Consider the following 24,815-nt stretch of genomic DNA (forward strand, 5'->3'; position numbering starts at 1 on the left):
ATCTGAGCAGGGTAAGCCGGCCCCTAAGCCGAGGCCGAAAGGCGTAGGCGATGGGAACCACGTTAATATTCGTGGGCCAGGAGGATGTGACGGATTGTGAAGGTAGTTCATCCTTATCGGATTGAATGGGCTGCTGATCAGTCCCTGGAAATAGCCCTCCATCAGACCGTACCCTAAACCGACACAGGTGGACAGGTAGAGAATACCAAGGCGCTTGAGAGAACGATGTTGAAGGAACTCGGCAAAATACCTCCGTAAGTTCGCGAGAAGGAGGCCCGGGTCCTACGCAAGTGGAATCCGGGGGCACAAACCAGGGGGTGGCGACTGTTTATTAAAAACACAGGGCTCTGCGAAGTCGCAAGACGACGTATAGGGTCTGACGCCTGCCCGGTGCCTGAAGGTTAAAAGGAGGGGTGAGAGCTCCGAATTGAAGCCCAGGTAAACGGCGGCCGTAACTATAACGGTCCTAAGGTAGCGAAATTCCTTGTCGGGTAAGTTCCGACCTGCACGAATGGCGTAACGACTTCCCCGCTGTCTCCAACATCGACTCAGCGAAATTGAATTGCCTGTCAAGATGCAGGCTTCCCGCGGTTAGACGGAAAGACCCCGTGCACCTTTACTACAGCTTCGCACTGGTATCAGGATTGTGATGTGCAGGATAGGTGGTAGGCATCGAAACCGTGACGCAAGTCGCGGTGGAGCCTCCCTTGAGATACCACCCTTCGCACTCTTGATATCTAACCGCGGTCCGTTATCCGGATCCGGGACCCTGCGTGGCGGGTAGTTTGACTGGGGCGGTCGCCTCCTAAAGAGTAACGGAGGCGCGCGAAGGTTGGCTCAGAGCGGTCGGAAATCGCTCGTTGAGTGCAATGGCAGAAGCCAGCCTGACTGCGAGACTGACAAGTCGAGCAGAGACGAAAGTCGGCCATAGTGATCCGGTGGTCCCGAGTGGAAGGGCCATCGCTCAACGGATAAAAGGTACGCCGGGGATAACAGGCTGATACTGCCCAAGAGTCCATATCGACGGCAGTGTTTGGCACCTCGATGTCGGCTCATCTCATCCTGGGGCTGGAGCAGGTCCCAAGGGTACGGCTGTTCGCCGTTTAAAGAGGTACGTGAGCTGGGTTTAGAACGTCGTGAGACAGTTCGGTCCCTATCTGCCGTGGGTGTAGGATACTTGAGAGGAGTTGCCCCTAGTACGAGAGGACCGGGGTGAACGAACCACTGGTGGACCTGTTGTTGCGCCAGCAGCAGTGCAGGGTAGCTATGTTCGGACAGGATAACCGCTGAAGGCATCTAAGCGGGAAGCCCCCCTCAAAACAAGGTATCCCTGAGGGCCGTGGAAGACCACCACGCCGATAGGCCGGAGATGTAAGTGCAGCAATGCATTCAGTTGACCGGTACTAATCGCCCGATAGGCTTGATTTGATCCAGTAACAGACAGTGTTACGGAAAAACCAAACAAGCAAACACATCCCATAATACAAACGCTTGGACAACGTTGATTGCAGCCGAACGCATTTGGTAATGTCCCCGTGACATAACTCAGGTGCGGTCTCTCGCGCATTTACTTCGTAAATACGCTGCCGACCGCCACACGAGAAAAATCCAAATGCCTTCGGTATTTGGATTTTTCTCGGTTTGGTGGCTACAGCACAAGTGAAACACCCGGTCCCTTCCCGAACCCGGAAGTTAAGCACTGTCGCGCCGATGGTACTTGGGCTCAAGCCCTGGGAGAGTAGGTCACCGCCAAACCTAGTAAAATCCAAATATCTCTCAATACGGTCTCAAAAAAACCTGACGCGGGATGGAGCAGCCAGGTAGCTCGTCAGGCTCATAACCTGAAGGTCGCAGGTTCAAATCCTGCTCCCGCAACCAACACAATTTCCTCATATATATCAAAGGCTTCGGATCTACCGTCCGGGGCCTTCTTCGTGTTCACCCCTTCCGCACCCGCCGCAAGATGCAATAGACCCGCCAGATCGCCCTCAAGGGTCAGATCCAGGCCAGCGCCCTCCGCCGCAGGCGTCAGCACGATCCGCTCCACCAATGCGCGCAGTGCCTCCTTGGCCTCTTCCATGCCTGCGGCGGAACCAAGGCCCTTGATCAGCCGGGTGACCCGCTCCCGGTAGGCCTCTGCCATCGACGGGTGAAACACCACCGTGTCCGGGGCAGGGGTCTGCTCCAGCTCCCGTTCCAGCTGCTGGCGCCGCGCGTCGAGCTCGATCATCCGGTCCTTCACCTGATCTGCGGGAATGCCTGCGATGATTGCATCCACCAGCTTCTGGTGATCGCGCTTGGCACGGGCGAGCGCCTGTTCCTTTTCCTTGCGGTTCCCGCTGACCTAGCCCCACTTGAGTGGTCCAAATTGAAAGTTAGTGCATGGTTGGCCTTTGGTCTATCAGGACGATGGCCTCTGGCGCAGGCGGGCGGTAGCCCAGAGCACTGTGGGGCCTTTTGGTGTTGTAGTGTTTTCTCCAGCTTTCGATAATGATCTGGGCCTCGCGTAGCGAATAGAAGATTTCACCATTCAGCAATTCATCTCGCATCCGCCCATTGAAGCTCTCGCAGTATCCGTTCTCCCAGGGCGATCCAGGCTCGATGTATGCGGTTTTGGCCCCGACAGCTTTGATCCAGCCTCTGACGGCCTCAGCAATGAACTCAGGGCCATTGTCCGACCGAATGTATGCTGGTACGCCACGTAGGATAAACAGGTCCGTCAGTGCATCGATGACCTCGTTTGCATTCAGCTTCCGCTTCACTCGGATCGCAAGGCATTCCCGGCTGTGTTCGTCCAGGATGTTCAATGTTCTGAAAGCCCTGCCATCATCCGTTCGGTGATGAACAAAGTCGTACGACCAGACGTGGTTGCGATATTCGGGACGCAGCCGGACACATGATCCGTCGTTGAGCCAGAGCCGTCCCCTCCTGGGCTGCTTCATTGGAACCTTCAGCCCCTCCCGCCGCCATAAACGTTCGACACGTTTATCATTCACCCGCTGCCGGCAGGCGGTGTTTACACCGCCGAGAGGGGCCAGCCAGCGTCCCGCAGCAGGGCCGCAACCCGGCGGTAGCCGTATCGGCCGTATTGACGTGTCAGCTCGATCATATCGGCGACCAGGCGTTCCTCATCAGCACGCCCTTGAGGCAATTGCCGCTGTGTGGACCGGTGCTGGCCCAGAACGCGGCAAACGCGACGCTCGGAAACCTTCATTTGGCTGCGCACATGATCAATGCAGGACCGGCGGCGGGAGGGGCTCAGAAGTTTCCCTTTGCGGCCTCGGACAGGATCAATTTGTCCAGTGTCAGGTCCGAAACCGCCCGGCGAAGCCGCTCGTTTTCCTTCTGCAGCCGCTTTAGTTCTTTAAGCTGTTCCGTGCCCATTCCGCCGTACTTCTTCTTCCAGCGATAGTAGGTCTGTTCCGTAACGCCGATCTGACGGATCGCGTCTATGCGGGGCATGCCTTGCCCCATCAAGACTTCAACCTGCCGTAACTTCACGACAATCTCTTCAGGCTTGGGCCTCTTGGTCGCCATCTATGGTCCTCCGTTTCCTAATCATAGGGGCGGACCACTTCTTTGGGGGAGACTCAGGGCGCGAATGACAGTGCTATCGACCATTTGCAGGGCGTCTGGGACGGTCCCGCTCTGGTTGAGGGCATCCAGAATGTCCTCCCAAAGCCCAGTCAAGGTCCATCGGCGAAACTGGCGGTAAACACTTGACCACTTTCCGAACTCCTCCGGCAGGTCACGCCAAGGGGATCCTGTCCGGGCGATCCAGAAAATCCCATCCAGAACAAGGCGATGGTTGGCCGGTTTGCGCCCGTTCGGGGCGCGGGTAGCGAGGATGAAATGTTCGAAAAACGCCCACTCCTCATCCGTCATCAAGTCTCGTGCCAAGCTGGTCTCCATAGCAGATACCAGCTTGAATCACGCCAACGGGCCGTTGTGAATCCCTTTTGTCAACACGACCTAGTAGTCGTCACCCTATTTCGTAGCCCCGAAAAAAGAAAAAGAAGGCCCGAAAGGAATAGTGAAATCTGAGGTACGTGAATCATGTATGCTCCATTTGGTGAAATTGAATCTCCCCAGACGTCACTAATTCCACCGGTCGACCATCCGAATGTCCAGGCGACCCAGAATGGCATTACAACAATGGAACCGAGAGCGGCTACACGGCGACAATCGTAAATATTTTTTGCGTTGAAGGTTAGGTATATTGTCATGCATGCCAAGGTTAAGCCAAAGGTAACTTCTCGGATGAAGTGGTTCTTTACATAATCGGCGATCAATGGTGTAGAAAGTGATGTCGGGATAAATTGTGAGTATGCGATAAACATGAACGATATCCCGCTAATCACTAGTATTCGTCCGATAAGTGTCATGGTCTTTTCCTCCCTGTTTTATTTCTGCGCAATGGGTCATCTTCCCGTTCGCAGCCTTCCCGTGTGTTATTATGGCGCTTTAGTCTTGCTTGGTGACGAGGTTGACTTAGCTCCCCACTATGGTTATTAAAGCTCATGACAAAAACTGCGAAGATAGACGCGGCAATAGGAACAGGGGAGTTCCTGATATCAGCTGATTACCTTGGATTGCTGGTGGCATTTTCTGCAAAATATGGAGTTTCTCCGGAATCCTTGTTTTCCAATTCTGACATTTCTCTAAGTAAGTATTTGTCAAGACCGCTTTTCGTTCGAAGCGACACATATAACGGGTTGGTTGATGAGCTTGTGGTTGCTTCTTGCGATCCGCTGTTGCCTTGGAAGTATGGCCGGGCAATCAGCGAACTTTCTCACGGTGCTGTCGGTCTTGCGCTTCAGAGTTGTGCCACATTGCAGCAGTTCTTCGATCTCCTGCCGATGTTTTTTGCGACACGCACTGGCTATGCGCAATCGGTTTCGATCGAGATGACAAGAAACCGCTGTGAGGTTGTTGTTCGTTCCTCAAAACCCAATGCCCCAAATCATATTGTGCGCTTCAATACGATCTCCAGTTTGGTCGCGTTTGCCTGGATGAGCCGGCGGTTGACGGGATCCGAAGCGGATTTTCTGGATGAAGAAGTGCGGATTGCCTGGCCAGATCCGGGCCAGGAAATCCCGGCTGACTTGCTCCCGCCAGGCACAAAAATGTGTTTTGATCAGCCGGAGAGTCTGATTTCACTGCCGAAGCCGCGGTTGCATGCGCGGATTGCATCCAGCAGCCCAAATTTGATGGATGCAGCGTTGCGTCGCTGCGAAGTCGAGATGGAGGTGCCGCCACCCGATACGGGAGTTGTTGAAAAGGTGCATTGGGTGTTCCGCAAAGTGGAGCCGGAACTGCCTACACTTGAGGAGGCTGCGCACCGTCTTGGAGTCTCCCCGGCAACGCTGAAGCGTCAGCTTAACAGTCAAGGCACCTCTTTCATCAGTATCAAGAAGAAGGTCCGGTTTGACCGCGTAACCGGGTATCTTTTGCTTGGCAAGCTCTCAATTGACAAGATCGCCGCCCGCACTGGGTTCAGCGATGCTAGTAATCTGTCAAAGGCATTTAGGCAATATTTCGGCGAGACCCCGGGCCAGTTCCGTGAGCGGCATAGATCGCAGAACTAGAGCGCCGCCGGGAACGCCGCGCGAGACCGCTCCCCGGCCGCCTCGACAACGGCAGAGACGCCGGGAAACGGCGTGTGTTCAGGCCAGAAGAAACCTTTTCATTGCGGCGGTCACATCACTTGGGGCTTCCAGAACGGCATTATGCCCGACTGGCAGCTTGGTGATTGATACATTGGCGGGCATGCGTGAGATAAGATGCTCGGACCGGACCGCGTCCATCGCTGGATCCTGGTCGCCATAGATCACTAAGCAAGGGATGTCGCTTCCGTTGAGGCAATCTGAGAGATCTTCGCGATGTTTCATGACGCTGAAAAGCACAGGTTTAAGCGCCTTGTAGTCCAGCAAATGCAGGTAGTTGCGCAGCTTGCTCACCAGCATGCGGTTGCCCTTGGCTGCGGATTTGGACAGCAGGGCATTGGTAAGCGCACTTTCAAAGTTTTTCACTCCAAATCTGGCCAATAGGCGGGGGATGATTGTGAACATGATTTTCTCGGATCGTTTTGGACCGGAGGCACAGGTATTCATCAGAACCAGACCATCGCACCGATCGGGAAAATGCTTGCAGAAGGATTGGGCGACAAAACCGCCCCAGGACAGCCCAACGATCATGCAGCTCGGCAATGCATGATGATCCAGTATCTCGCGCAGGATCACGCTGCAGTCTTTGATCGAGAAGATTTTCTGAGGCGCGTCTGAGCCACCATGGCCGGGCGGATCGATAACCAGAATGTTGTAGTCTGTTAAAAAGGCGTCGAGCACCGGGTCCCACATGGTTCCATCAAAAAACATGCCGGGCCAGAAGGCCAAAGTTCCCTTGGGGTTTGACGACTGACTGATCGCAACAGCCATGCTGCCAAGGCTTGTCTGAATTTGTTCTTTGATCACGTAGTTATCTCCGCTTAGTAGGTTGCATTGATGGCCGAGGCGGCTTTCATCGCGTTGTAAATACATAGAGAAAGGAAGGTCCCTTCCAGAGACCGTTTCCCGTTCACGCCGCCGCCGCCGAACCCGCTGGCCTCGCCAACGGCATAAAGTCCGTCAATGGCCGATCCGTCAGAGCGCAACACACGCGAGGACAGATCCGTATTGATGCCACCCAGGCTTTTGCGGGTAATCAGATGCAGCCTGATCGCGACCAGCGGCCCCGCAGCAGGGTCGAGAATAGGCTGGCCCCGGCAGATCCGCAGCCGGTCGCCTTTCCAGTGGCGCAGGCCAACAATGCGGCGTACCTGGTCATCGTTGACCTGATCGTCACTGGCTGTCAGCTGCCGGTCAAATTCGGTTAGCTCTGCTTCCAGCACGGCTTTGTCGATCCGGTTGCTGCCGGTTAGACCGTTCATGCCCGCGACAAGGTCACCCAGGTTATCGGCAGTAATGATGTCCTGGCTGAGGGGTTCGATCTCCTTCAGAAAGTTATCGGGGACCCTCAGCAGGTTGGCCAGAAACGTAAGCTTTCTTTCATCCCGGATGGCGGTGTTAAAAACGGCGCCGGAAATGTTGAGTTCGCGTTTGGCGATCTTCCAGTTCATCACCTGCCAAGTGTAACCGTGTTCCTGTTCGCAAACCCGCTGACATAGATGGCGGGTGTCGAACCCTGAAACCAGCGGCATCGGGCCGATGCGACGCCCGTGGCTATCGGCCCAGAGACCGGATCGCGGCGGGATCAAACTGGCGCCATGTTTGGGATCCGTTCGGTCGGAGTAGGGGTGGTGTATCCCGGCTGCATAATTCCAGAAGGCGTCGAGGTGAGTGACATTTGCTGACAGTTCTTCCGCGGCAACTCGGTGCAGCTTGCCATCGGAGAACTCATGCGACCCGTTGAGGATGTAATCCGGTGCCTTGGGCCAATTGGCGGGCCAGAGACGGCGGACCTCACTTTCGCTGCCTGTCACGCCGCCGCTGGAAATGACAATGTCGCGGCCCTGAAAACGACGCTCAATGCCGTTGCTTTCAGCAATGCAGCCGATAATTTTGCCGCTTTTCTGGATGAATTGCCTTACATCATGGTGAAAGAATAGCGTCAGCTTGTGGCGTTTCTTGTGACGTATTAGCCGCTTGACCAGAAGCCGGGTCAGTTTTTCCGATGACCCCCACATGATGTGATATCTGGGCACTGAATTGCCCGACATGTAATCGCCCCGTTCCACCCAGCCCGGCGCAGGCAGGAAGCGGATCCCCAGTTCTTTGGTGAGCCACTGATAGACGGTGGTAGAGCCTTCATTGATATAGGAAAGCGCCCATTTCTTCTGCCACACGTCCTCGGGGCCAAATTCAGCGGCGTGCAGCCAGTCACGGGTGGCAAGTTCCTTTGTATCCTTAATCCTGTTGCTGCGCTGAATAGGTGTGCCGGTGAACCACATGCCGCCAAAGGCTTCGTAGGCCTGGCCGCCGAATTTGGACGGCTTGTCTCGTTCCAGGATGGCGACGGACCGGCCTTGATCCAGCAATCCCAGGGCCGTAACAATGCCGGCGATCCCTCCGCCAATGATGACGGCATCATACTGTCGCGGATGGGAAGTCATACAATGCGTCTCCGGTACTGTGGCTGACAATTTTTCCGTTACACAGAAGTAAGTGATCACAGCAGTTCGGTTCGAGAGTGAAAGGGATCAACTGTATGGTTAAAGGAGCGCAGGCGATCTGCGTGAGATCTTGGTCTGTCCCTGACCTAGGCAGACGGTTGCGGAAGAGGTCAGCTGCTTGGCTAACCAGCGGGACTTTGGATGGTTCTTGATGCGGCACCTGACATTGTCAGGCTTGACCGGAATTTTTGTATGCAATCAGTGGGCCCGCCAGGTTTGCAAGGCCGGCTTCTTTCCCAGCGCACCCAAACGGCGCCGCTGCCGATAAGCTGAAATCACCAAAGTCCTGATCGCTTTGAAACTTCTTAAACCTCTGACCGGTGCCTAAGTTTCTGGAGCAACCAAAGCGGGCGTGGATCACTCAGTTTGAGCGCCACCGCCAAATGCGGCTTGCTTTCAAATGATTGGACACACCATGCCACTGACCACAGGCCCTCAGGAGGGCACGCTTCAAGACTTCCTTCCCACAACTGGTTTTGCTTATGCTTTCGGTCTTGCCTACGCGGACCACATCCGAGAGACCGGATCTGAGACACCGGAAACACCGATTGTCTTTCTAAAGAACGCCGCACCAAAGCCGGGCCAGGACAGCGTGGCGATTCCTACGATGGAGACTCTTCTTTGCGCGGTCATCAGCGCTGAACCATCACTCTGCGAACGGGTCGACGCGCTAAAAGACCAGCTGGTGCCGATGATGGATTTTGAAATCGAACTGGGCGTTCAGCTGCTGGAAGATTGCACCTTGTCAGAGCTGCAAGCAGCCAAGCAACTGCCTATGATCGGCTATTTTCTGGCCAATGATGTGACGTCGCGAACTGTCCAGATGATGGGCGAGCTGACGCGTGACCGATATGTTCTTTGGTCCGCGAGCAAGAGTTATGACGGTTTTTTCCCATGTGGGCGTACGCTTTGGGTGCCTGATGCCGAAGCACGGGATCTGCTGCCTGCTGTCCGGCTGGAATTGAAAGTGAACGGAAAGATACGACAAAGCGAGCCTGTCAGTAGCCTGATCTATACTCCCCGGCAGATTCTGGAGGGGGCGGCAGCGTTTGCGCCGGATCAGAAACTGCGGGCTGGCGACCTCATCGTTACTGGCACACCAGCAGGGGTGACCTTTCAGATTTCTGCCGAGCAAAAGGCAATTTTTGCCAGCATGCCGCTGGATGTCAGCATTCCTAAGTTTCTCGAATCTGGTCGCAACAACCCTGATTACCTGAAGCCCGGCGACCTGGTCGAGATGGATGCCGAATGGCTGGGGCAGCTGACCTTTACCATGACCTGACACCGCTAATCAGCCCAGAACGGAGACACCGGAATTGAAGTTGCCGGTGTCTTTTCGTGCGGTTATTGTGGCTGGTCATGAAACAGGGTGATGCCATCGGTGACGGAGACTACGCTCTTCCTTTCAGCTATACTGAATTGCTGGTCTCTTTTGCAGCGGATTCAAGGGTTTCGGCTGAATTGCTGCTTGAAGGCAGCGGGCTTCACCTGCGCGACCTGGTCGCCGCCCCAAGCCACGTGCGCAGCAATAGCTATAGCCGTATGGTGTTGAATTTGCTGTCCCAGGCCCGCGATGATGCGCTGCTGCCCTGGCGGTACGGCCGCGCCATGAGCTTTCAGACACATGGTGCTTTTGGCCTGGCGTTGCGCAGTGCCAGAACTCTCGGCGAAGCCTATGAACAGCTTCCGGAACAATATGGTTCGCGCTCGGGCGGTGCTCAGTTCCTGGAAACCCGCAGTGCAGCCGGTTACTACGACATCGTTGTCCATTCCGGCAATCCTGATACTCCGGATGAAGCCGTGCGTTTCCATGCGATTTCAAGCCTGATCAATCTGGCTTGGCTCGCCCGTGCGATAACTGGTACTCAGGAAGAAAGTTTGCCAGGGCAATTGCATCTGGCTTGGCCCTGTCCGGAAGATGGTGTGCCGCCGGATACGGTGCCTCCCGGCCTGCAAATGGTGTTCTCGCAGGCCGAAACTTTTCTGCGGTATCCGACGGCGCATCTGCGCATCCGCACCCTGGCCGGCGCTGCCGATCTGAAGGCCGCTGCAAGGTCACGCATCGAACATGAGCTCTCGGTGCCGCCTGCGACGCTGAGTACCGTAGGCCAGGTGAAATGGGCGCTTGGCAAACTAGGTCTCTCTAGGGGCGCGGTTGAAAGCGTGTCGGCTCTGCTGCATGTGTCGCCGGCCACACTGAAAAGACGGTTGAAAAGCGAAAACGCCAGCTTTCTTGATATCAAAAACAGCGAGCGTTTCGAATTGGTCAAACGCCGCCTGCGCTCCAGCGATGTCACCCTCAGCGTGATTGCGGAGGAGGCGGGATATGACAATCCCAGCAACCTCTCCAAGGCTTTCAAACAGCATTTCGGCCTCTCCCCCGGTGCCTTTCGCGCCGGTCTTCGCAAATAAATTCGGGTGAGCCGTTTCCACCATTAGTCTGAGGTAAATCCACATTTCGCCTTTGGCTGTGCCGACTAGGCTGAAAAGCCAATCAGCACAGCGGAAGAGAGTTCAGAAGATGTGGGTGCAGCGAATATTTCATGTGGCAAATGCGGTGCTGGTTTGTGCTGCAATCGGGTTTGCCTGGGGGCAGCACCAAAGCTGGTCCGCAACTGGTGGCAGCCTGTTTGGTTGGGTCATGGTTACAGCTGCTGTTGTCTTTGCCCTGCTGGCGGCGCTGGTCTGGGCAATCCATGACTACCGTGCTTGGATCGCGTTGGGGGAGGGGGGGCTGCCAAGCAACATCTTTGGATGGTTCGCGGTGACAGCTATGCGTCCGATGGCGGGCGATCCCTATGATCAATCAGTATTTGCCGGCAAACTTGGCAGCAGTACCGATCAAACTTTCTTAGGCGATTTGCCCACTCGTGCAGGTCCGCGCCCAACCGTTGCGCCCCATGCTGTGCCGCATCGTCAGACTGACCAGATCCCCGATCGAGGCGTGATGCAGCAGCTATCGAATATGTTCGATGGCATTGTTGCCCGAAATGATGACCGGTTGCACTATCAACTTAGCCAATATGAGAAACACAATCAGGCGATCTGGCTGCGCGATGTGGAGGGAGGGAACCCCGCCACCGGCCTGGGTGGTGAGATTGGTCATTTCCACCCCAGCGACGGATCGATGCATACGATCCTCAGCCCCAGCGACGCTAAACAGGTACTCGACAAGGGGTGGGGCGAGCTGCACTCCATGGCGCGGTTCAAGCGGATCTTTCCGACCGAAACATTCGTCATGCTCTACGCGCCAGCGCGAGCTGAGCACGTGCCTGTGATCAGAGACATCATCGAAGCGGCAACACGCTACGCGCTGCCGCGCGGTAACAATTCAATCAAAGGATAACCTTATGAAACGCCTGATCTATTCCACTGCTGCCATCATGCTGCTGCTGGCTGGAGGTGGGGCGGCCACGGTTTCTTCACTTGGCGCGTTTAACTCCGTAACGACTGCTTACAATGGTCAGTGCCGCTCGATTGGTCAGATGGTCGGGGCCGAAGATATCATTGCCGACTACGATGCTGGTGTGGCCTATATTTCATCTTTTGACCGGCGCACCGGGATGGCAGGTCAAGAAGTAATCGGCGCGCTGCACAGGCTTGTGCTGGATGGCAGCGACCAGCTGGTGGAAATGCCGCTGACCGGCCTGGACCCCAGCTTGCCGTTCCTGCCCCATGGGATGGATCTGAAGACCATTGATGGGGTGCAGTATCTCTTCGTGTTGAACCACCGCAGCGCCAGTGATCCGCAAGCGGGTCACGATGTCTATGTCTTTGAAGTTGGCGTAGACGCGCTGACCTTGGCCAGGCACCACACCAGCGATGGCATCAAATCACCCAACGGGATTGGTGCGGTTGATCTTGATACGTTCTATTACTCAAACGATCGTGGGGCCTTTGGTGCTTTTGGGAACATGGTTGAGATGATGTTCGCCCGCAAGATCAGCGATCTGTCGGTCTATGATGAGGGCGAAACTGAAATTCTGGAACCAATGGCATTCGCCAATGGAGTTGCGACAACGCCGGACGGCTCAACTGTTTACGCCACTGCGCTACGCGAGGGTGTGGTTAAGGTGTTTGCCCGGGATCAGGCCAGCAACGTACTGACTTTGCAGCGTGAAATCCCTGTTGGGCAGGCGCCTGACAACGTGCGCATTGCCGAGGATGGCCGGCTTTGGGTGGCGTCGCATTTGAACCTGATGGCGTTTGACGGTCACATCAAAGATCCAACCGCACTCTCACCATTTCAGGTTTACAGTGTCGAACCGGACACCGGTACGAGCGAATTGGTTATGGAGAACGACGGTTCCCTGCAGTCCTCGGTAAGCGTTGCTGTGCCCTACGAGGACATGCTGCTGATCGGTTCAGCCTTTCAGCCCGGCGTGAAGATTTGCGCGCAATAATGACGTGTGCTGACAGCTGCCGACGCCATTGAAGACAGTTTTTCGACAGCTCTGACAGCCCCGTTGGCCCCTGTGCCGGCGGGGCTGCGGCAATCGAATGGAGATCATAAGATGAACCATCCACCAGTTTCAACCACGACCCTCAGAAGCTATGGCCGCATGGATAAGCTGCTGCATTGGGCTGTCGCAATCAATCTGATCGCTATTCTGTTTGCGGCCAACGGCTTGGCCGACCGTCCGGAGGTAGAGAAAGTCGCCGAATACGGCAGCCACGGGCTGGCTGTGACAGTCCTGGCCGGTCTGATGCTGTTTCGCGTGATCTGGCGGCTTATCCATCCGGCGCCGCCGTTGCCTGACAGCGTTGGCCCATGGAGCAGAATAGGAGCACGGATTGTCCATTGGGGTCTGTACGGGCTGGTTATTTTCCAGATCTGCATCGGGTTTTTCCTGGCCTCAACGGTTGAGACCGCCTTTGTCCCGGCTTTGATCGGGGTGGACTACAGCAGCTTTGGTCTGGCTCCGGCCTCTCTTTACGGCCTGTTGCACATCCTGCATGCCGTGACTTACTGGTTGATCCTCACTGCCGTAACCGTCCATCTGGCAGCGGCGCTGAAACATGTGCTTGTGGATCGGGACGGTGTGTTCTCGCGGATGATACCCGGTGCCGGAGGCCGCAGCAGTTGAGCGATCTGCTGCGCCGCTTTCACAACTTCCGCCGCAACGCTGCGTAACGGCGGCGGCTCACCGGGATTTCGATGCCGTCTTCGAGCAGGCAGGTATAGGCGCTGCCTTGGCGTTTGATGGACGTGACATGTTTGAAGCGCACCCAATGCGACCGATGGCATTGCGCCCCAAGAAAGGGCTTCAGCGCTGTAACGCAGTCCGAAAAGGCTAGCTTCAGCGTGATGTTCCCCGCAGCGGTAACAATCTTGACGTAATGGCCCTGTGCTTCCGCCCGGATCAGGTCATCACCCAAATGATGGGGAACTTCAGGCACCACGGCTTTCAACGCGGGTTCCGTTGATGGAACCGCGAGCAGCGAGCGCTGGTAGCGGCGTGCAAGATCTGCTGCGCGATAAGCAAAGATACCTGCCAGCGCTGCCAGTCCAAGCGACGGCGTAACAATGTCCAAGAACTCCATCAGCAATTCCCAGCCCAGGCCGAAACCCCGGGTAATGCCGCGTGGATCACCGCCGAACCAGCTGTCGAGCGCGAATGACACCGGGGTGAGCAGCACCGGTAACAGTAACACTGCAAGCACCAGCGGCCAGGGCATCTGCAGACCGGCCAGTACCCCCAGCACGGTCACACCCGACATCAGCAATGTTGCCACTAACAGGTGCAGGAACCACAACAGAACGGCCAGCGCCACATGCAGTTCAGCCGTGGCGACCGGTTCAAAGCTGGTAATGATCACGCTGCCAAGGACAGAAAACCAAAGACAATACCCCGCCAATTGCTGCCAGCTTATGTCACGAAGCCCGAACAGGGTCTGAAACACAGTATCAAGCTGGTTTGGCCTGTCTTTGCTGTGGGGTGTTACTTGGGGCATGTCACTTGCCTCCTGTGGGCAGGGATCAAGTCGATTGTCTTCTGTTTAACCCGGCACCGGCAGCATTAAACCATTATTTCACGAGCGGTAGCACATTGACCGTTCATGACAACACTGCACCCACTTGAGTATTTCTCCGCCGTTTTCATGAACTTGCCATGTGATCTCTGTGTGGGTTGAGACAGATGCACGGCACCGGCCTCGTGAAAACCGATTTTGCAAACGGGCCGGTACTTGATCGCATGAAAGGTGTAAAAATGCACAAACTTGTTCCTGCTCCACCAGTTGTCTGCGCGGTTCTGGCCTGCACTCTAACTCTCCCGCAAATGGCCTCTGCCGAAGGCAAGAGCCTAACTGGAGTTATCGGTCTCGGCGCGTCTTACGGGCCTGAATTTCCGGGTTCGGACGAATCCAGCTCATCAGCGTTTCCGATCTTCAACCTGACCTGGCGCGACCGCGTCTTCCTGAACCAGCGTGGTTTAGGGGGCTATGCGCTGCGCAACTACGGCGCGGGTGATCTGTCGCTGGGTTTCGCTGTCGGCTATGACTTTGACGAACGGTTGGCCGAGGATGATGTCCGGCTGACCGGGCTGAGAGATGTTGAGGCCGGCGCCCTGTTCACCGCATTTATCGAGTATGATCTTGGGATTGCGGATCTGGAATTTGATATCAGCCATGGCCTTAGCGATGGGGGCCATGAAGGCACCCGTGCCACGCTGGCCGCCGAGTTTTCCACTGCTGTTTCCCCGCGCCTGAGCCTGTCCGCAAAGCCATTTGTGACCTGGGCGGACAGCTCTTACAATCAGGCGTTTTACGGGGTTTCCGCTGCCGAAGCGGGGGCCTCATCTTTTGCCCGGTATGAGGCAGAATCCGGTCTTGAACGTGCCGGGATACAGCTGCAGGCATCCTACACTTTGTCTGAGCGGACCGGTGTGTTTCTAGGAGTTTCCCATGCCGAGTTGATGGGAGATGCCAAAGACAGCCCCATCGTCTTTGACAGTGGCCAGACCCAAATTTCTTCCGGCATCGTCTTTCGCTTTTAAACAGCGGCCCCGGCGTTTGCCGGGGTTGTCCGCTCACCTTTTATGACCGAGGTAATGATGAAACGTATTGCTGTGACCGCTGGCGCCATCTGCGCAGGCTTTCTCTTTTGGATCTTTGCCCTGAATGACGACCCGGGCCGGCTGAACCCCATCTCTTTAGAAGCGGGAACGTTGTCTCCCGGCGTGCTGCCCATCGAACAGGCGATCACCCTTGGGCAGGTGAAAGGAGAGGATGGGCGCGCTGTGCCCGTTTTGATTACTGGCCTGTCCGAGACCACCGTAACAGCTGTAGACCTGACTGGGCATGGTGCCTCCGCTGACTTGGATCTGTTTCAGATTCTGGAAGAGGTGCCTCAGGCCGAACTGGCTGCGCTATACAGTAAGGCTGTGGGCGAGGCGGGCCGCACTGTGACGCAAGACTATCCGCTGTCTCAGTTCTTGCCGGCAGCAGGCAAGGGGCATCGCCATATCGGATCGGGCACAAATTTCCCGGAACATGCCGAAGAAACCACCAGCAGCTCTGTGTTCAGCTTTCCCAAGTTCGGCGTAGCCACGCCGCCTGTCACGTCGGTAGCATATGACCCGGAGGTTCTGCTGGACTACGAAGTGGAGATCTGCGCCCGGTTTGATCGAGATATCGCATCGCTGGCGGACTTCGAGGCGGCCCGTAAGGGGTTCTTTCTGTGCGGAGATTTCACCGATCGGTCGACGTTGCTGAAGATGATCGACACAGATAACTTTGATTCCGGGTCGGGGTTCAGTGACGCCAAAAGCGGCCCCGGCTATCTCCCAAGTGGTCCGTTCCTTGTTATTCCTGTGGACTGGCGAAGCTTTGTCGAACAAGAACGCATCGAGACGCGGCTGGATGGCGCGCTGCGCCAGGACGCGCGTGGAGGTCAAATGATCCTCGATTTTGGCCAGTTGGTGGAAAAGGTTCTGGATGATTCCGTTTCCACCCGGTTCCTCTATCAGGGCGATCAATACCAGCTGATTGAAGATGCTGTTGTTTCAACCGGCCAGGTTCTTATGTCAGGCACGCCGGAAGGAGTTATTTTCATGCCGCCTTCTCTGCGTCACATGGCACGGGGTGTCATCCGGCATGTGATTACAGGTGCCTTTGTCGGCCAAGCTTCCGGTTATGACAGCGTTATTGCCTCGTTCATCCAGGACGAGCTTGCGGCCAAGCGGTTTCTTCAGCCAGGGCAGGTCGTCACTTATACATCGGCCTCGATGGGGACGATCAGCATAACAGTGCGCCGCTGATCCGCTGACCGCAGGGGCCGGTTGGCCCCTGCGGTATATGCCTGCCTGCGGTGAATTTCTGCAAAAGCTGATGGATTGTTCCCAGCCTTTGCCGGATATTGGCTCTGGACGCCACCGGAGACCGCTTGCGCTATGAAGACTGCCTCAACCGATAACCCGCGCAGTGGCATCACCAAGGCCGCACGTCACCTGCTGGAGCGCGGTGGGATCTCCGCACTGTCGATGCGCTCTATTGCTAAGCATTTGGGGGTGTCTGCGATGATGCCTTACAAGCATTTCCCCAGCAAGGATCACATCCTGATGGAGCTGCGGCTGGAAGCATTTCAGCGGCTCACCACGCATATGCGGCGAGCCCAGGCAGTGGCCCAAACGCCGACCGATGCGCTGGTCGCTGTTTCGCAGGCTTATGTAGGATTCGCTCTCAAGGCGCCCAATGACTACCGGTTGATGTTTGACGCGTGGGAGTTTGAAAACTACGCGCAGATTACCGCCGATTTCGGCGATTCGATCAGCCGTGAAGCGGACAGTTGGCACGTCAACCTCGACGCTGTGACGGCCTTTGCCGAAGCAGAAAATCTAGCGATTGATTGCAATTTTGCGGCTCATTGTCTGTGGTCCTCTCTGCATGGAATGGTACAGCTTCATTTATCGCGCAAGCTTGCCTTTGGTCTGGAAATTCAGCAGCTTGAGCAGATTTTCTCCGAAAAGATCCCAACCTCCATCCGCGCATTCTCCCAAAAGTAACGCAGCGTTCGCAAGTTTGCGCTATTAACTTAAGTCATTTGGTTTACAGTGTAAGCTAAGTGATGGCCGGCGTTGAATACGCTTGCCTAAGGGGAGGAAGGCCACATGGATATCGGAGCTGTTATCACCACAATTGCGATTGCCGGATTGATCGGCGTCATGATCGCAATGGGCAGCACACTGCAGGTCACGGATTTCCGTCGCGTGCTGACACAGCCGCGTGCTTTATTGCTTGGAGTGGCGGGTCAGATCCTGTTGCTGCCGGCTGTTGCGGCCTCCATTGCAATCATCTTGGACCTGTCGCCCGCGTTGTCTGTGGGGCTGGTTGTGATTTCTGCCTGTCCCGGCGGCGCGCCATCCAACGCAGTCTGCGCTATTTCCAAGGGCGATGTGGCGCTCTCGGTGACATTGACCGCGATTTCCAGCCTTGCCGCCTTCTTGACAGTGCCGCTGTTAGTCGGGGCCGCAATTGATCAGTTTCTTGGGGAAGACACCCGTCTGCAGCTGCCGTTCTGGTCGACTGCAGCCCGCATTTTCCTGACCACCTTTCTGCCGGTGGTAACTGGAATGGCGCTGGCGCGCTGGGTGCCTATGGTTGCTGAGGCGATCCGTCGCCCTCTTTTCATTGGGGGGTTCGGCATCGTTCTGATCACTTCGCTTCTATTCGTGTTCAGCATGATTGAGCTGCTGACCTCGATTGAGGCTCTACTGGCTGTGGTCATGCTCAATGTGCTGATGATGTCACTGGCCTTTGCTTTGGGGCGTGGCCTGGGGCTGACCGAACAGGAAACCCGATCGGTAACCGTTGAAGTTGGAATGCAGAATATCTCCATGGCAATTGTGGTGATCATTGGCATCCTGAATGCCCCGGAACTGCTGGCGCCGACGTTCTTCTACCTGCCTATGGCTTATGTCACCGGGCTTGGGTTTGCCTGGTTGGTGCGCCGCTACCGCAGCCCGGTTCTGGCCTGATTTAAACCAGGCCGTGCGGCATATGTGCAATCAGTCGCCGCCGGTTTCCCCGATCCCAATTACTCCAGCGAGGACAACAGAATGAAGTACCCGAATATGTTCCGCCCGATTGATCTTGGCACAGTTACATTGCCCAATCGGGTCATCATGGGGTCCATGCACACCGGTCTGGAGGAAATCGATCAGACTGGTGAGAGAATTGCTGAGTTCTATGCCGAACGGGCCCGGGGCGGCTGCGCCTTGATCGTCACTGGCGGGGTTTCCCCCAACTTTGAGGGGAGCACCGGGATCCCCGGGGAGCCTGACAGTTTTGCACGGCTCGACAGTGAGAAATCCTTGGCAATTCATCGGGTGGTGACCGGCGCGGTGCATCGTGAAGGTGGCCGCATTATTATGCAGATTTTGCACACGGGCCGTTACTCCTATGCCGCTGGATCAGTTGCCCCGACAGCGCTTCAGGCGCCGATTTCACAACATGTTCCGCGAGAAATGACGGACGCGGATATCGAGCGCACGATCGATGACTTTGCAACCTGCGCCTGCCAGGCTAGGGACGCCGGTTATGACGGGGTCGAGATCATGGGCTCCGAAGGCTACCTGATCAATCAGTTCATTGCCGCAAGAACAAACCACCGCACTGACCGTTGGGGCGGTTCCTACGAAAACCGCATCCGCTTTCCAGTGGAAATCGTGCGCCGGATGCGCGAACGGGTCGGCCCCGACGCCATCATCATGTACCGCCTGTCGATGATCGACCTGGTGGAAGGGGGCTCCAGCTGGCCTGAAGTGGTCACGTTGGCCAAGGCTATTGAAGCTGCAGGGGCCACCATCTTGAATACCGGGATCGGCTGGCACGAGGCGCGGGTGCCCACCATCGCCCAGGCCACGCCCCGGCAGGCGTTCTCCTGGGTCACAGCCCGTTTGATGGGCGAGGTCTCCATTCCGTTGATTACCTCCAACCGTTTCAACAAACCCGAACAGGTCGAAGACGCATTGGCCCGCGGTGATGCCGATATGGTGTCGATGGCCAGGCCTTTCCTGGCTGACGGGGCGTTTATGGCCAAGGCAAAGGCAGAGCAGGACAACAGCATCAACACCTGCATCGCCTGCAATCAGGCTTGTCTTGATCATATTTTCAGCATGAAGACTTGTTCCTGCCTCGTGAACCCGCGTGCGTGCAATGAAACAGTCTATTCCAGCACCCGGACCGATGCACCGCAGCGGATCGCCGTTGTGGGCGGCGGGCCCGCAGGAATGAGTTTTGCCAGTGAAGCTGCGGAACGCGGTCACCACGTCACGCTGTTTGAAGCCGCAGACAGGATTGGCGGGCAGTTGAATATAGCCCGCAATGTGCCGGGCAAGACGGAATTCGATGAAACTGTGCGATATTTCAGTCAGCGCCTGAAAGCCGCGGGCGTCACATTGCGGCTGAACACAGCGGTTGCTGCCGAGGATCTTGGTACAGGCTTTGACCGTGTGGTGCTGGCGACCGGGATCAAGCCGCGGCCGTTGGACATTCCGGGGGCGGATCACCCCAAGGTGTGCAGCTACATAGATATCCTTACCGGGCGCGTCACCGCCGGCAAGACGGTTGCAGTTATCGGTGCAGGTGGCATTGGCTTTGATACCAGTGAATTTCTGCTGGCGGACCCCGAAAAGGATCACGCCGACCTGCCTGCGTTCTTTCGCAAGTGGGGAATTGATCCCAGTTGGGGCACCGGCGGCGATGAGGTGCGGGGCGGGTTGCAGAAAGACCGCGCGCCTGATGCCCCTTACCGGCTTATCACCATGCTGCAACGCAAGACCACCAGCCTCGGCAGCGGCCTGGGCAAGACCACGGGCTGGATTCACCGTGCGGAAATGAAGCTGGGCAAAGTCGAAATGCTGGGCGGTGTTCAATACCACCGGGTGGACGACGAAGGGCTGCATATCACCGTAGACGGCACCGCGCGCCTGCTCGCAGTGGATACGGTGGTTGTCTGCGCGGGCCAGCTGCCGCAGCGCGACCTTGAACAGGGCCTTCGCGATCGCGGGCTTCCTGTGCATCTGATTGGCGGCGCTGATCTGGCAACTGAACTGGATGCCAAACGCGCCATTCAGCAAGGCCTTTTACTGGCGGAAAAACTGAGCTGTGCCGGCACGCATGAATTGGCCTAGGCCCGATCAGATACAATCAGGAGAATTATGAGTTATGACGGATTTTGACGCCATCGTTATTGGCGCAGGCAATGCCGGGCTTTCAGCCGCTGCGGGGATGCAGCGCAAAGGCCTGCGCACTCTCCTTCTGGAACGCCACAATATCCCGGGCGGCTGCGGCACGTCTTTTGTACGCGGCGATTTTGAATTTGAGGTGGCGCTGCACCAGCTGAGCGGTCTCGGCACCGAAGCCGACCCCTTTGTGCTGCGCGACACGTTCAGGGATCTGGGCGTGCTCGACAAGGTCGAGTTTGTAGAGGAAGGCGAAGTCTACCGCTTCTGCGTGCCAGGTGAGGTCGATATCACTCTGCCTGCGGATATTCCTGGCCTCATCCATGTGCTAAGCACGCAGTTCCCGCAGGAAGCCGACGCCATCGCGCGGTTTGTTCAGCTGTGCGGCACCCTGTGTCAGGAGTACTATGGCGTTTTCCCACGCGTGAAGCGGGCAGGCGACCCTGGGGCGCTACGTAAAAAATGCCCGAATGTGGTGCGGTACGGTGTGCGCAGCTCTCAGGATGTCCTGGATGAATTCTTCTCAGATCCCAGGCTCAAGGCTACGCTGGGGGCATATTGGCCCTATCTTGGCCTGCCGCTGGATGAGCTGCCCTTTGTTGAGCTGGGGCCGATGTTCTTTCTCTATGCACACTATAAACCCTATCACATCCGGGGCGGATCGCAGGCAATGTCCAACGCTTTGCTTCAGTCGTTTCTGGAGGCAGGCGGCGAGGTGCAGTTCAACACTGCCGCGGCAAAGATTCATACGGATCAAGGCCGTGTCACTGGAGTGACAACAGAACATGGGACGCGTTTCAATGCCGCTTCCGTGGTCTCAAACGCCAGTTCCATTCATACCTTCAACGAGCTTCTGGACGTTGAAACCCTGGAACCGCAAGTGCGCGAAACCTTCCAGCACAGTCGTGTCGGTGTGTCAGGGTTCATCGTATATCTTGGGCTTGATGTCTCTCCGGAAGAGCTGGGTATCACGGCCGCATCGAACTTCATCTGTTCCGATTTGGATGATCGTGCCGTCTTTGATACCGCCAACAATCTGGACGATCCGGCCGGCTGCCTGCTGACTTGCTACAACTACGACGACCCCACGTTTGCGCCCGAAGGGAGATCAGTGATCGGGCTGATGTGCGCGCAATACGGCAAAGTCTGGGAGGACATTCCGCAAGAGGCATATTTTGAAACCAAGTATGAGTTTGCTCAGCGGCTGATCCGATTGGCCGAACAGGTCTATCCGGGCATTCAAGCTCATATTGAGGAGGTTGAGGTTGCCACACCCCTCACCGTAATGCGCTACCTCAACACTCCCGGCGGTGCGATTTACGGCTTTGACCAGAACGCGTTTGAAACTCCGGTGTTCCGCCAGCGCCTCAAAGGTCCGGAGGGCCTGTATCTCGCAGGTGCATGGACCGGCCCGGGCGGTTTCCAGCCCACCTATATGTCCGGCCATGCGGCGGCCAATACTGTGGTGCGCCATCACAGAACCCATCTTGCAGCGGAGTAAAACATGACCTCATCGAACCCTCTCAGTGTTCTAGCCGGTTACGACTCGGCACAGGCCAAACAGGCGGAACTGGCGCAGTCCGGCACCGATTTCACCAAAGACCGGTTTGCAACTGCTAAGCAGATCGCGGCCCTTCATCCCAAGCGGTTGAATCTGACAGTCCGCCGGATCATCCGCGAAACCGGAACCGCCGTTACGCTGCGGCTTGCCCGGTCAGATGGTGAAATGCTGCCGCCGTTTCAGGCCGGGCAATACGTCAATCTCTTCGTAATGGTTGATGGAACGCAAACCGCGCGCCCCTTTGCGATCTCTTCGCCACCGCAGATCCGCACCCACTACGACATCACTGTGCGTGAGGTGCCCGGCGGATTTGTCAGCTCTTATCTGGTACGCGGCCTGACGGAGGGACAGCTGCTTCAGTCCAGCGGCCCGATGGGAACATTCTACCACAACCCGTTGTTTCACGGCGATGATCTGGTGTTCTTGGCTGGCGGCTCTGGCGTGGCTCCGGCTATGAGCATGATCCACAATTTTCTCAGCTCCGCCCGCCCGCCGCGGTTTCACCTGATTTATGGCTCCCGCAATACCGGTGATGTCATCTTTCGCGAACAGCTGCATCAACTCGCAGACCGTCACGAAACCCTGACGGTTGACGAGGTTATCTCGGAACCTGACGCTGATTATTCCGGGCATTCCGGCTTTCTGAATGCGGATCTGATTGCCAAACTGGTGGGGCCGCTTGAGGGTAAGACCTTCTACCTCTGCGGGCCGAATGCGATGTATGACTTCTGCCAGCCCGAGCTGACTAAGCTCGGCGTCTCGGAACGTAAAGTACACGTCGAAGCCAATGGTCCGCCGCCCGTTCCGAACCTGCTTGGCGGCTGGCCTGCCGATGTAACGCTCGACCAAGAGGTTACGGTGACGGTGCGTGGGCGGGGATCCTTTAGAACCCGCGCGGGTGAGCCGCTGCTTAACGCGCTGGAGCGCAACGGGTTTCAGGTGGAAAACGCCTGCCGCTCCGGAGAGTGCAGCCTCTGCCGGATCAAGATCCTTTCTGGTGAAGTTTTCAACCCGCCGCAGTCCCGCCTGCGCAGCTCGGACCGCGCCTTTGGCTGGACGCATGCCTGCGTGGCCTATCCGGCGGGCGATATCGAAATCCTGATTTAACGGCACTAACAACACCCGGGGGAGAAAGACCATGCAACAGCCAGAAGCTACAGTGGAAAACACGCAGAAAATTGATGGTAACAACAGGTTTTGGGCGAAACACTATGCCCCGGACATTCGCGGCTATGATCACCAAACCCGGCGTTACCAGCGTGTATCTGACATTCTTGACACAGCGGTACGCAGCACACCGGAACGGGTCGGCTTTTCGCTGGTTCTTCCCAGCGGCCATTGTCTGGACAAAACCTATGCTGAGATCGGGCGCGCGTCCGACGCCATCGCCTGCTACCTGCGCGAGGATCTTGGCCTTTTTCCGGGTGATGTGGCCGCGATCCAGTTGCCCAACTCGATCCACTACCCGGTCATCTTGTTTGGAGCCATGAAGGCCGGGCTGAAAGTCACGAACCTCAACCCGCTTTATACGCCGCGCGAGATTGTGCATCAGCTGCAGGATTCCGGGGCAAAGGTGCTGTTTGGCTTCAATCTGTTTGCCGACCGGCTTCAAACCGCGCTGAAGGACACGGCTGTTGAGCAGGTTGTGATTGCTGCACTTTGGGAGCTTTTCCCGCAGGCCGCCTCTGATGCTCTCCGCCATACAATCACGGATGTTGCCAAACTTGTTCCGGAGTATTCCTTTGACCATGTGCCGTTCGAAGACGCATTGGCACAGGGGATGGCTCATGGCGAGATCCGTTATGATCTGTCACAGATTGACCCCGGATCAGCGGCCTTTCTGCAATATACCGGCGGAACCACAGGTGTAAGCAAGGGGGCCGAACTGACCCACGACAATGTCACCCATGTTCTGGAGATGCTGAACGCCTGTGTGCATGGCGCAATGCAGAAAACGGACCATGGGCAGATGTCCATCCTGACGGTGATCCCTTACTATCATATTTTCGCTTTGATCGTGAATCTCATGCACTTCACCGCTGCTTCGGGCCGCAATGTGCTGATTCCCAACCCCAATCCGATTGCCAATCTGAAACCGGCCTTCGACAACTATGACATTGATTGGCTAACCGGGGTCGATACATTGTTCAACGGGCTGATGGCTCAGGATTGGTTCCAGCAGACACCGCCGCAGATCGGATTGGCCATTGGCGGCGGCACCTCGTTGCGGCCGGATACCGCCCGCCGCTGGAGCGAGCAAATCGGCCCGATTGTCGAAGGCTACGGCATGACCGAAACCACTTGCATGATCGCGCTCAGCCCTCTGGACGGCAGCGACAAACCCGGCACTGCCGGACGGCCGGTGCCGGGGCTGGATATCAAAATCACCCGTTCTGACGGCGCGCCGGTTGGGATCGGCGAGGCTGGCGAGCTGCATGTCCGCGGTCCCAATATCGCGACTGCATACTTGAACCGCCCTGACGCATCCGCCGAGACCTTTGCCGATGGCTGGATGGCGACTGGCGATATTGTCACAATGGACGCCGAAGGTCATCTCGCCATTGTCGACCGCAAAAAGGATATGATCCTGGTCAGCGGTTTCAATGTTTACCCGAACGAGCTGGAGGCGGTGATACAATCCATGCCAGGTGTGGCTGAAGTTGCCGTTGTCGGTGAAGCGCATCCCACCCGCGGTGAAAGCCCTGCCGCTTTTGTGACGCGGGCCGACCCCGCCGTCACAGAAGAAAAGGTCATCGAGTACTGCCGCGCCAATCTCACCGCCTATAAGGTGCCGACCCAAGTCCATTTCCTCGAGGAACTGCCCAAAAGTTCGGTTGGCAAAATATTGCGAAAGGAACTGCGGAATTGCTGATGCAGGCCCTTTTACCCTGGTAGGCTG

Annotated in this window: 17 protein-coding genes, 1 tRNA gene, 2 rRNA genes and 2 pseudogenes (1 of these 22 only partly in view); 17 read left to right on the plus strand and 5 right to left on the minus strand. The window is 56.6% G+C overall.

What is annotated here, in order from left to right; translation table 11 throughout:
* From K3724_RS04225 to K3724_RS04235, 3 genes are all read left to right on the plus strand, one after another.
* Positions 1-1,428: ribosomal RNA gene (locus tag K3724_RS04225) — 23S ribosomal RNA — on the plus strand; it begins 1,416 nt to the left of the window's first position.
* 212 nt (positions 1,429-1,640) lie between these two features.
* Positions 1,641-1,755, plus strand: a 5S ribosomal RNA gene (rrf, locus tag K3724_RS04230).
* A gap of 46 nt (positions 1,756-1,801) precedes the next feature.
* Positions 1,802-1,878: transfer RNA gene (locus tag K3724_RS04235), tRNA-Met, on the plus strand.
* A 497-nt stretch (positions 1,879-2,375) separates the two neighbouring features.
* Here K3724_RS04235 and K3724_RS04240 read toward each other — a convergent pair.
* Together K3724_RS04240 and K3724_RS04245 are read right to left on the minus strand one after the other, a co-directional pair.
* Positions 2,376-3,537: pseudogene (locus K3724_RS04240) on the minus strand (IS3 family transposase).
* Positions 3,538-3,594: 57 nt separating this feature from the next.
* Positions 3,595-3,912 (minus strand): annotated as a pseudogene (locus K3724_RS04245) (transposase); the annotation flags it as partial.
* Between the two features lie 608 nt (positions 3,913-4,520).
* Between K3724_RS04245 and K3724_RS04250 the strand changes: the two are divergent.
* Positions 4,521-5,588 carry an AraC family transcriptional regulator gene (locus K3724_RS04250; protein ID WP_259990390.1) on the plus strand — a complete coding sequence of 356 codons (1,068 nt, stop codon included), beginning with the start codon at positions 4,521-4,523 and terminating at the stop codon, positions 5,586-5,588.
* A gap of 78 nt (positions 5,589-5,666) precedes the next feature.
* Here K3724_RS04250 and K3724_RS04255 read toward each other — a convergent pair whose 3' ends face one another.
* Both K3724_RS04255 and K3724_RS04260 read right to left on the minus strand, forming a co-directional pair.
* Entirely contained in the window at positions 5,667-6,473 is an 807-nt protein-coding gene (locus tag K3724_RS04255) for an alpha/beta fold hydrolase (protein ID WP_259990392.1), read from the minus strand.
* Positions 6,474-6,487: 14 nt separating this feature from the next.
* Positions 6,488-8,110: an FAD-dependent oxidoreductase gene (locus K3724_RS04260; protein ID WP_259990394.1), complete on the minus strand. Its 1,623-nt coding sequence runs from the start codon at positions 8,108-8,110 to the stop codon at positions 6,488-6,490.
* 475 nt (positions 8,111-8,585) lie between these two features.
* Here K3724_RS04260 and K3724_RS04265 point away from each other — a divergent pair, with 475 nt between their 5' ends.
* From K3724_RS04265 to K3724_RS04285, 5 genes are all read left to right on the plus strand, one after another.
* On the plus strand, positions 8,586-9,452 hold the full coding sequence (locus K3724_RS04265; protein ID WP_259990396.1) for a fumarylacetoacetate hydrolase family protein: 867 nt from the start codon (positions 8,586-8,588) through the stop codon (positions 9,450-9,452).
* Between the two features lie 77 nt (positions 9,453-9,529).
* The gene (locus tag K3724_RS04270; protein ID WP_259990399.1) at positions 9,530-10,582 is read left to right on the plus strand and encodes an AraC family transcriptional regulator; all 1,053 of its coding nucleotides are present in this window, start codon (positions 9,530-9,532) and stop codon (positions 10,580-10,582) included.
* A 115-nt stretch (positions 10,583-10,697) separates the two neighbouring features.
* On the plus strand, positions 10,698-11,516 hold the full coding sequence (locus K3724_RS04275; RefSeq protein ID WP_259990400.1) for a luciferase family protein: 819 nt from the start codon (positions 10,698-10,700) through the stop codon (positions 11,514-11,516).
* Positions 11,517-11,520: 4 nt separating this feature from the next.
* Entirely contained in the window at positions 11,521-12,573 is a 1,053-nt protein-coding gene (locus tag K3724_RS04280) for an SMP-30/gluconolactonase/LRE family protein (protein WP_259990401.1), read from the plus strand.
* Between the two features lie 111 nt (positions 12,574-12,684).
* Positions 12,685-13,257, plus strand: a complete 573-nt coding sequence (locus K3724_RS04285; protein ID WP_259990403.1) for a cytochrome b — start codon at positions 12,685-12,687, stop codon at positions 13,255-13,257.
* 19 nt (positions 13,258-13,276) lie between these two features.
* Here K3724_RS04285 and K3724_RS04290 read toward each other — a convergent pair whose 3' ends face one another.
* On the minus strand, positions 13,277-14,125 hold the full coding sequence (locus tag K3724_RS04290) for a LytTR family DNA-binding domain-containing protein (RefSeq protein ID WP_259990404.1): 849 nt from the start codon (positions 14,123-14,125) through the stop codon (positions 13,277-13,279).
* Positions 14,126-14,451: 326 nt separating this feature from the next.
* On the opposite strand from K3724_RS04290, the gene K3724_RS04295 reads away from it, so the two are divergent.
* The 8 genes from K3724_RS04295 (at position 14,452) to K3724_RS04330 (ending at position 24,788) form a co-directional block, all read left to right on the plus strand.
* Positions 14,452-15,168 (plus strand): MipA/OmpV family protein, encoded by a 717-nt coding sequence (locus K3724_RS04295; RefSeq protein ID WP_259990406.1) that lies wholly within the window; start codon positions 14,452-14,454, stop codon positions 15,166-15,168.
* A 42-nt stretch (positions 15,169-15,210) separates the two neighbouring features.
* Complete coding sequence (locus tag K3724_RS04300) at positions 15,211-16,431, plus strand: fumarylacetoacetate hydrolase family protein (RefSeq protein ID WP_259990408.1); 1,221 nt, start codon at positions 15,211-15,213, stop codon at positions 16,429-16,431.
* A gap of 132 nt (positions 16,432-16,563) precedes the next feature.
* A complete protein-coding gene (locus tag K3724_RS04305; protein WP_259990409.1) occupies positions 16,564-17,175 on the plus strand; it encodes a TetR/AcrR family transcriptional regulator in 612 nt (203 codons plus the stop codon).
* 105 nt (positions 17,176-17,280) lie between these two features.
* Positions 17,281-18,147 carry a bile acid:sodium symporter family protein gene (locus K3724_RS04310; RefSeq protein WP_259990411.1) on the plus strand — a complete coding sequence of 289 codons (867 nt, stop codon included), beginning with the start codon at positions 17,281-17,283 and terminating at the stop codon, positions 18,145-18,147.
* 81 nt (positions 18,148-18,228) lie between these two features.
* Positions 18,229-20,304, plus strand: a complete 2,076-nt coding sequence (locus tag K3724_RS04315) for an NADPH-dependent 2,4-dienoyl-CoA reductase (RefSeq protein WP_259990413.1) — start codon at positions 18,229-18,231, stop codon at positions 20,302-20,304.
* Positions 20,305-20,338: 34 nt separating this feature from the next.
* Positions 20,339-21,856, plus strand: coding sequence for an NAD(P)/FAD-dependent oxidoreductase (locus K3724_RS04320; protein WP_259990415.1), 1,518 nt, complete (start codon positions 20,339-20,341; stop codon positions 21,854-21,856).
* A gap of 3 nt (positions 21,857-21,859) precedes the next feature.
* Entirely contained in the window at positions 21,860-23,023 is a 1,164-nt protein-coding gene (locus K3724_RS04325; protein ID WP_259990417.1) for a 2Fe-2S iron-sulfur cluster-binding protein, read from the plus strand.
* 31 nt (positions 23,024-23,054) lie between these two features.
* Positions 23,055-24,788 carry an AMP-binding protein gene (locus K3724_RS04330; protein WP_259990419.1) on the plus strand — a complete coding sequence of 578 codons (1,734 nt, stop codon included), beginning with the start codon at positions 23,055-23,057 and terminating at the stop codon, positions 24,786-24,788.
* Positions 24,789-24,815 lie beyond the last annotated feature (27 nt).

The organism is Leisingera sp. M658, assembly GCF_025144145.1.
In the GTDB taxonomy this organism is placed as follows: domain Bacteria; phylum Pseudomonadota; class Alphaproteobacteria; order Rhodobacterales; family Rhodobacteraceae; genus Leisingera.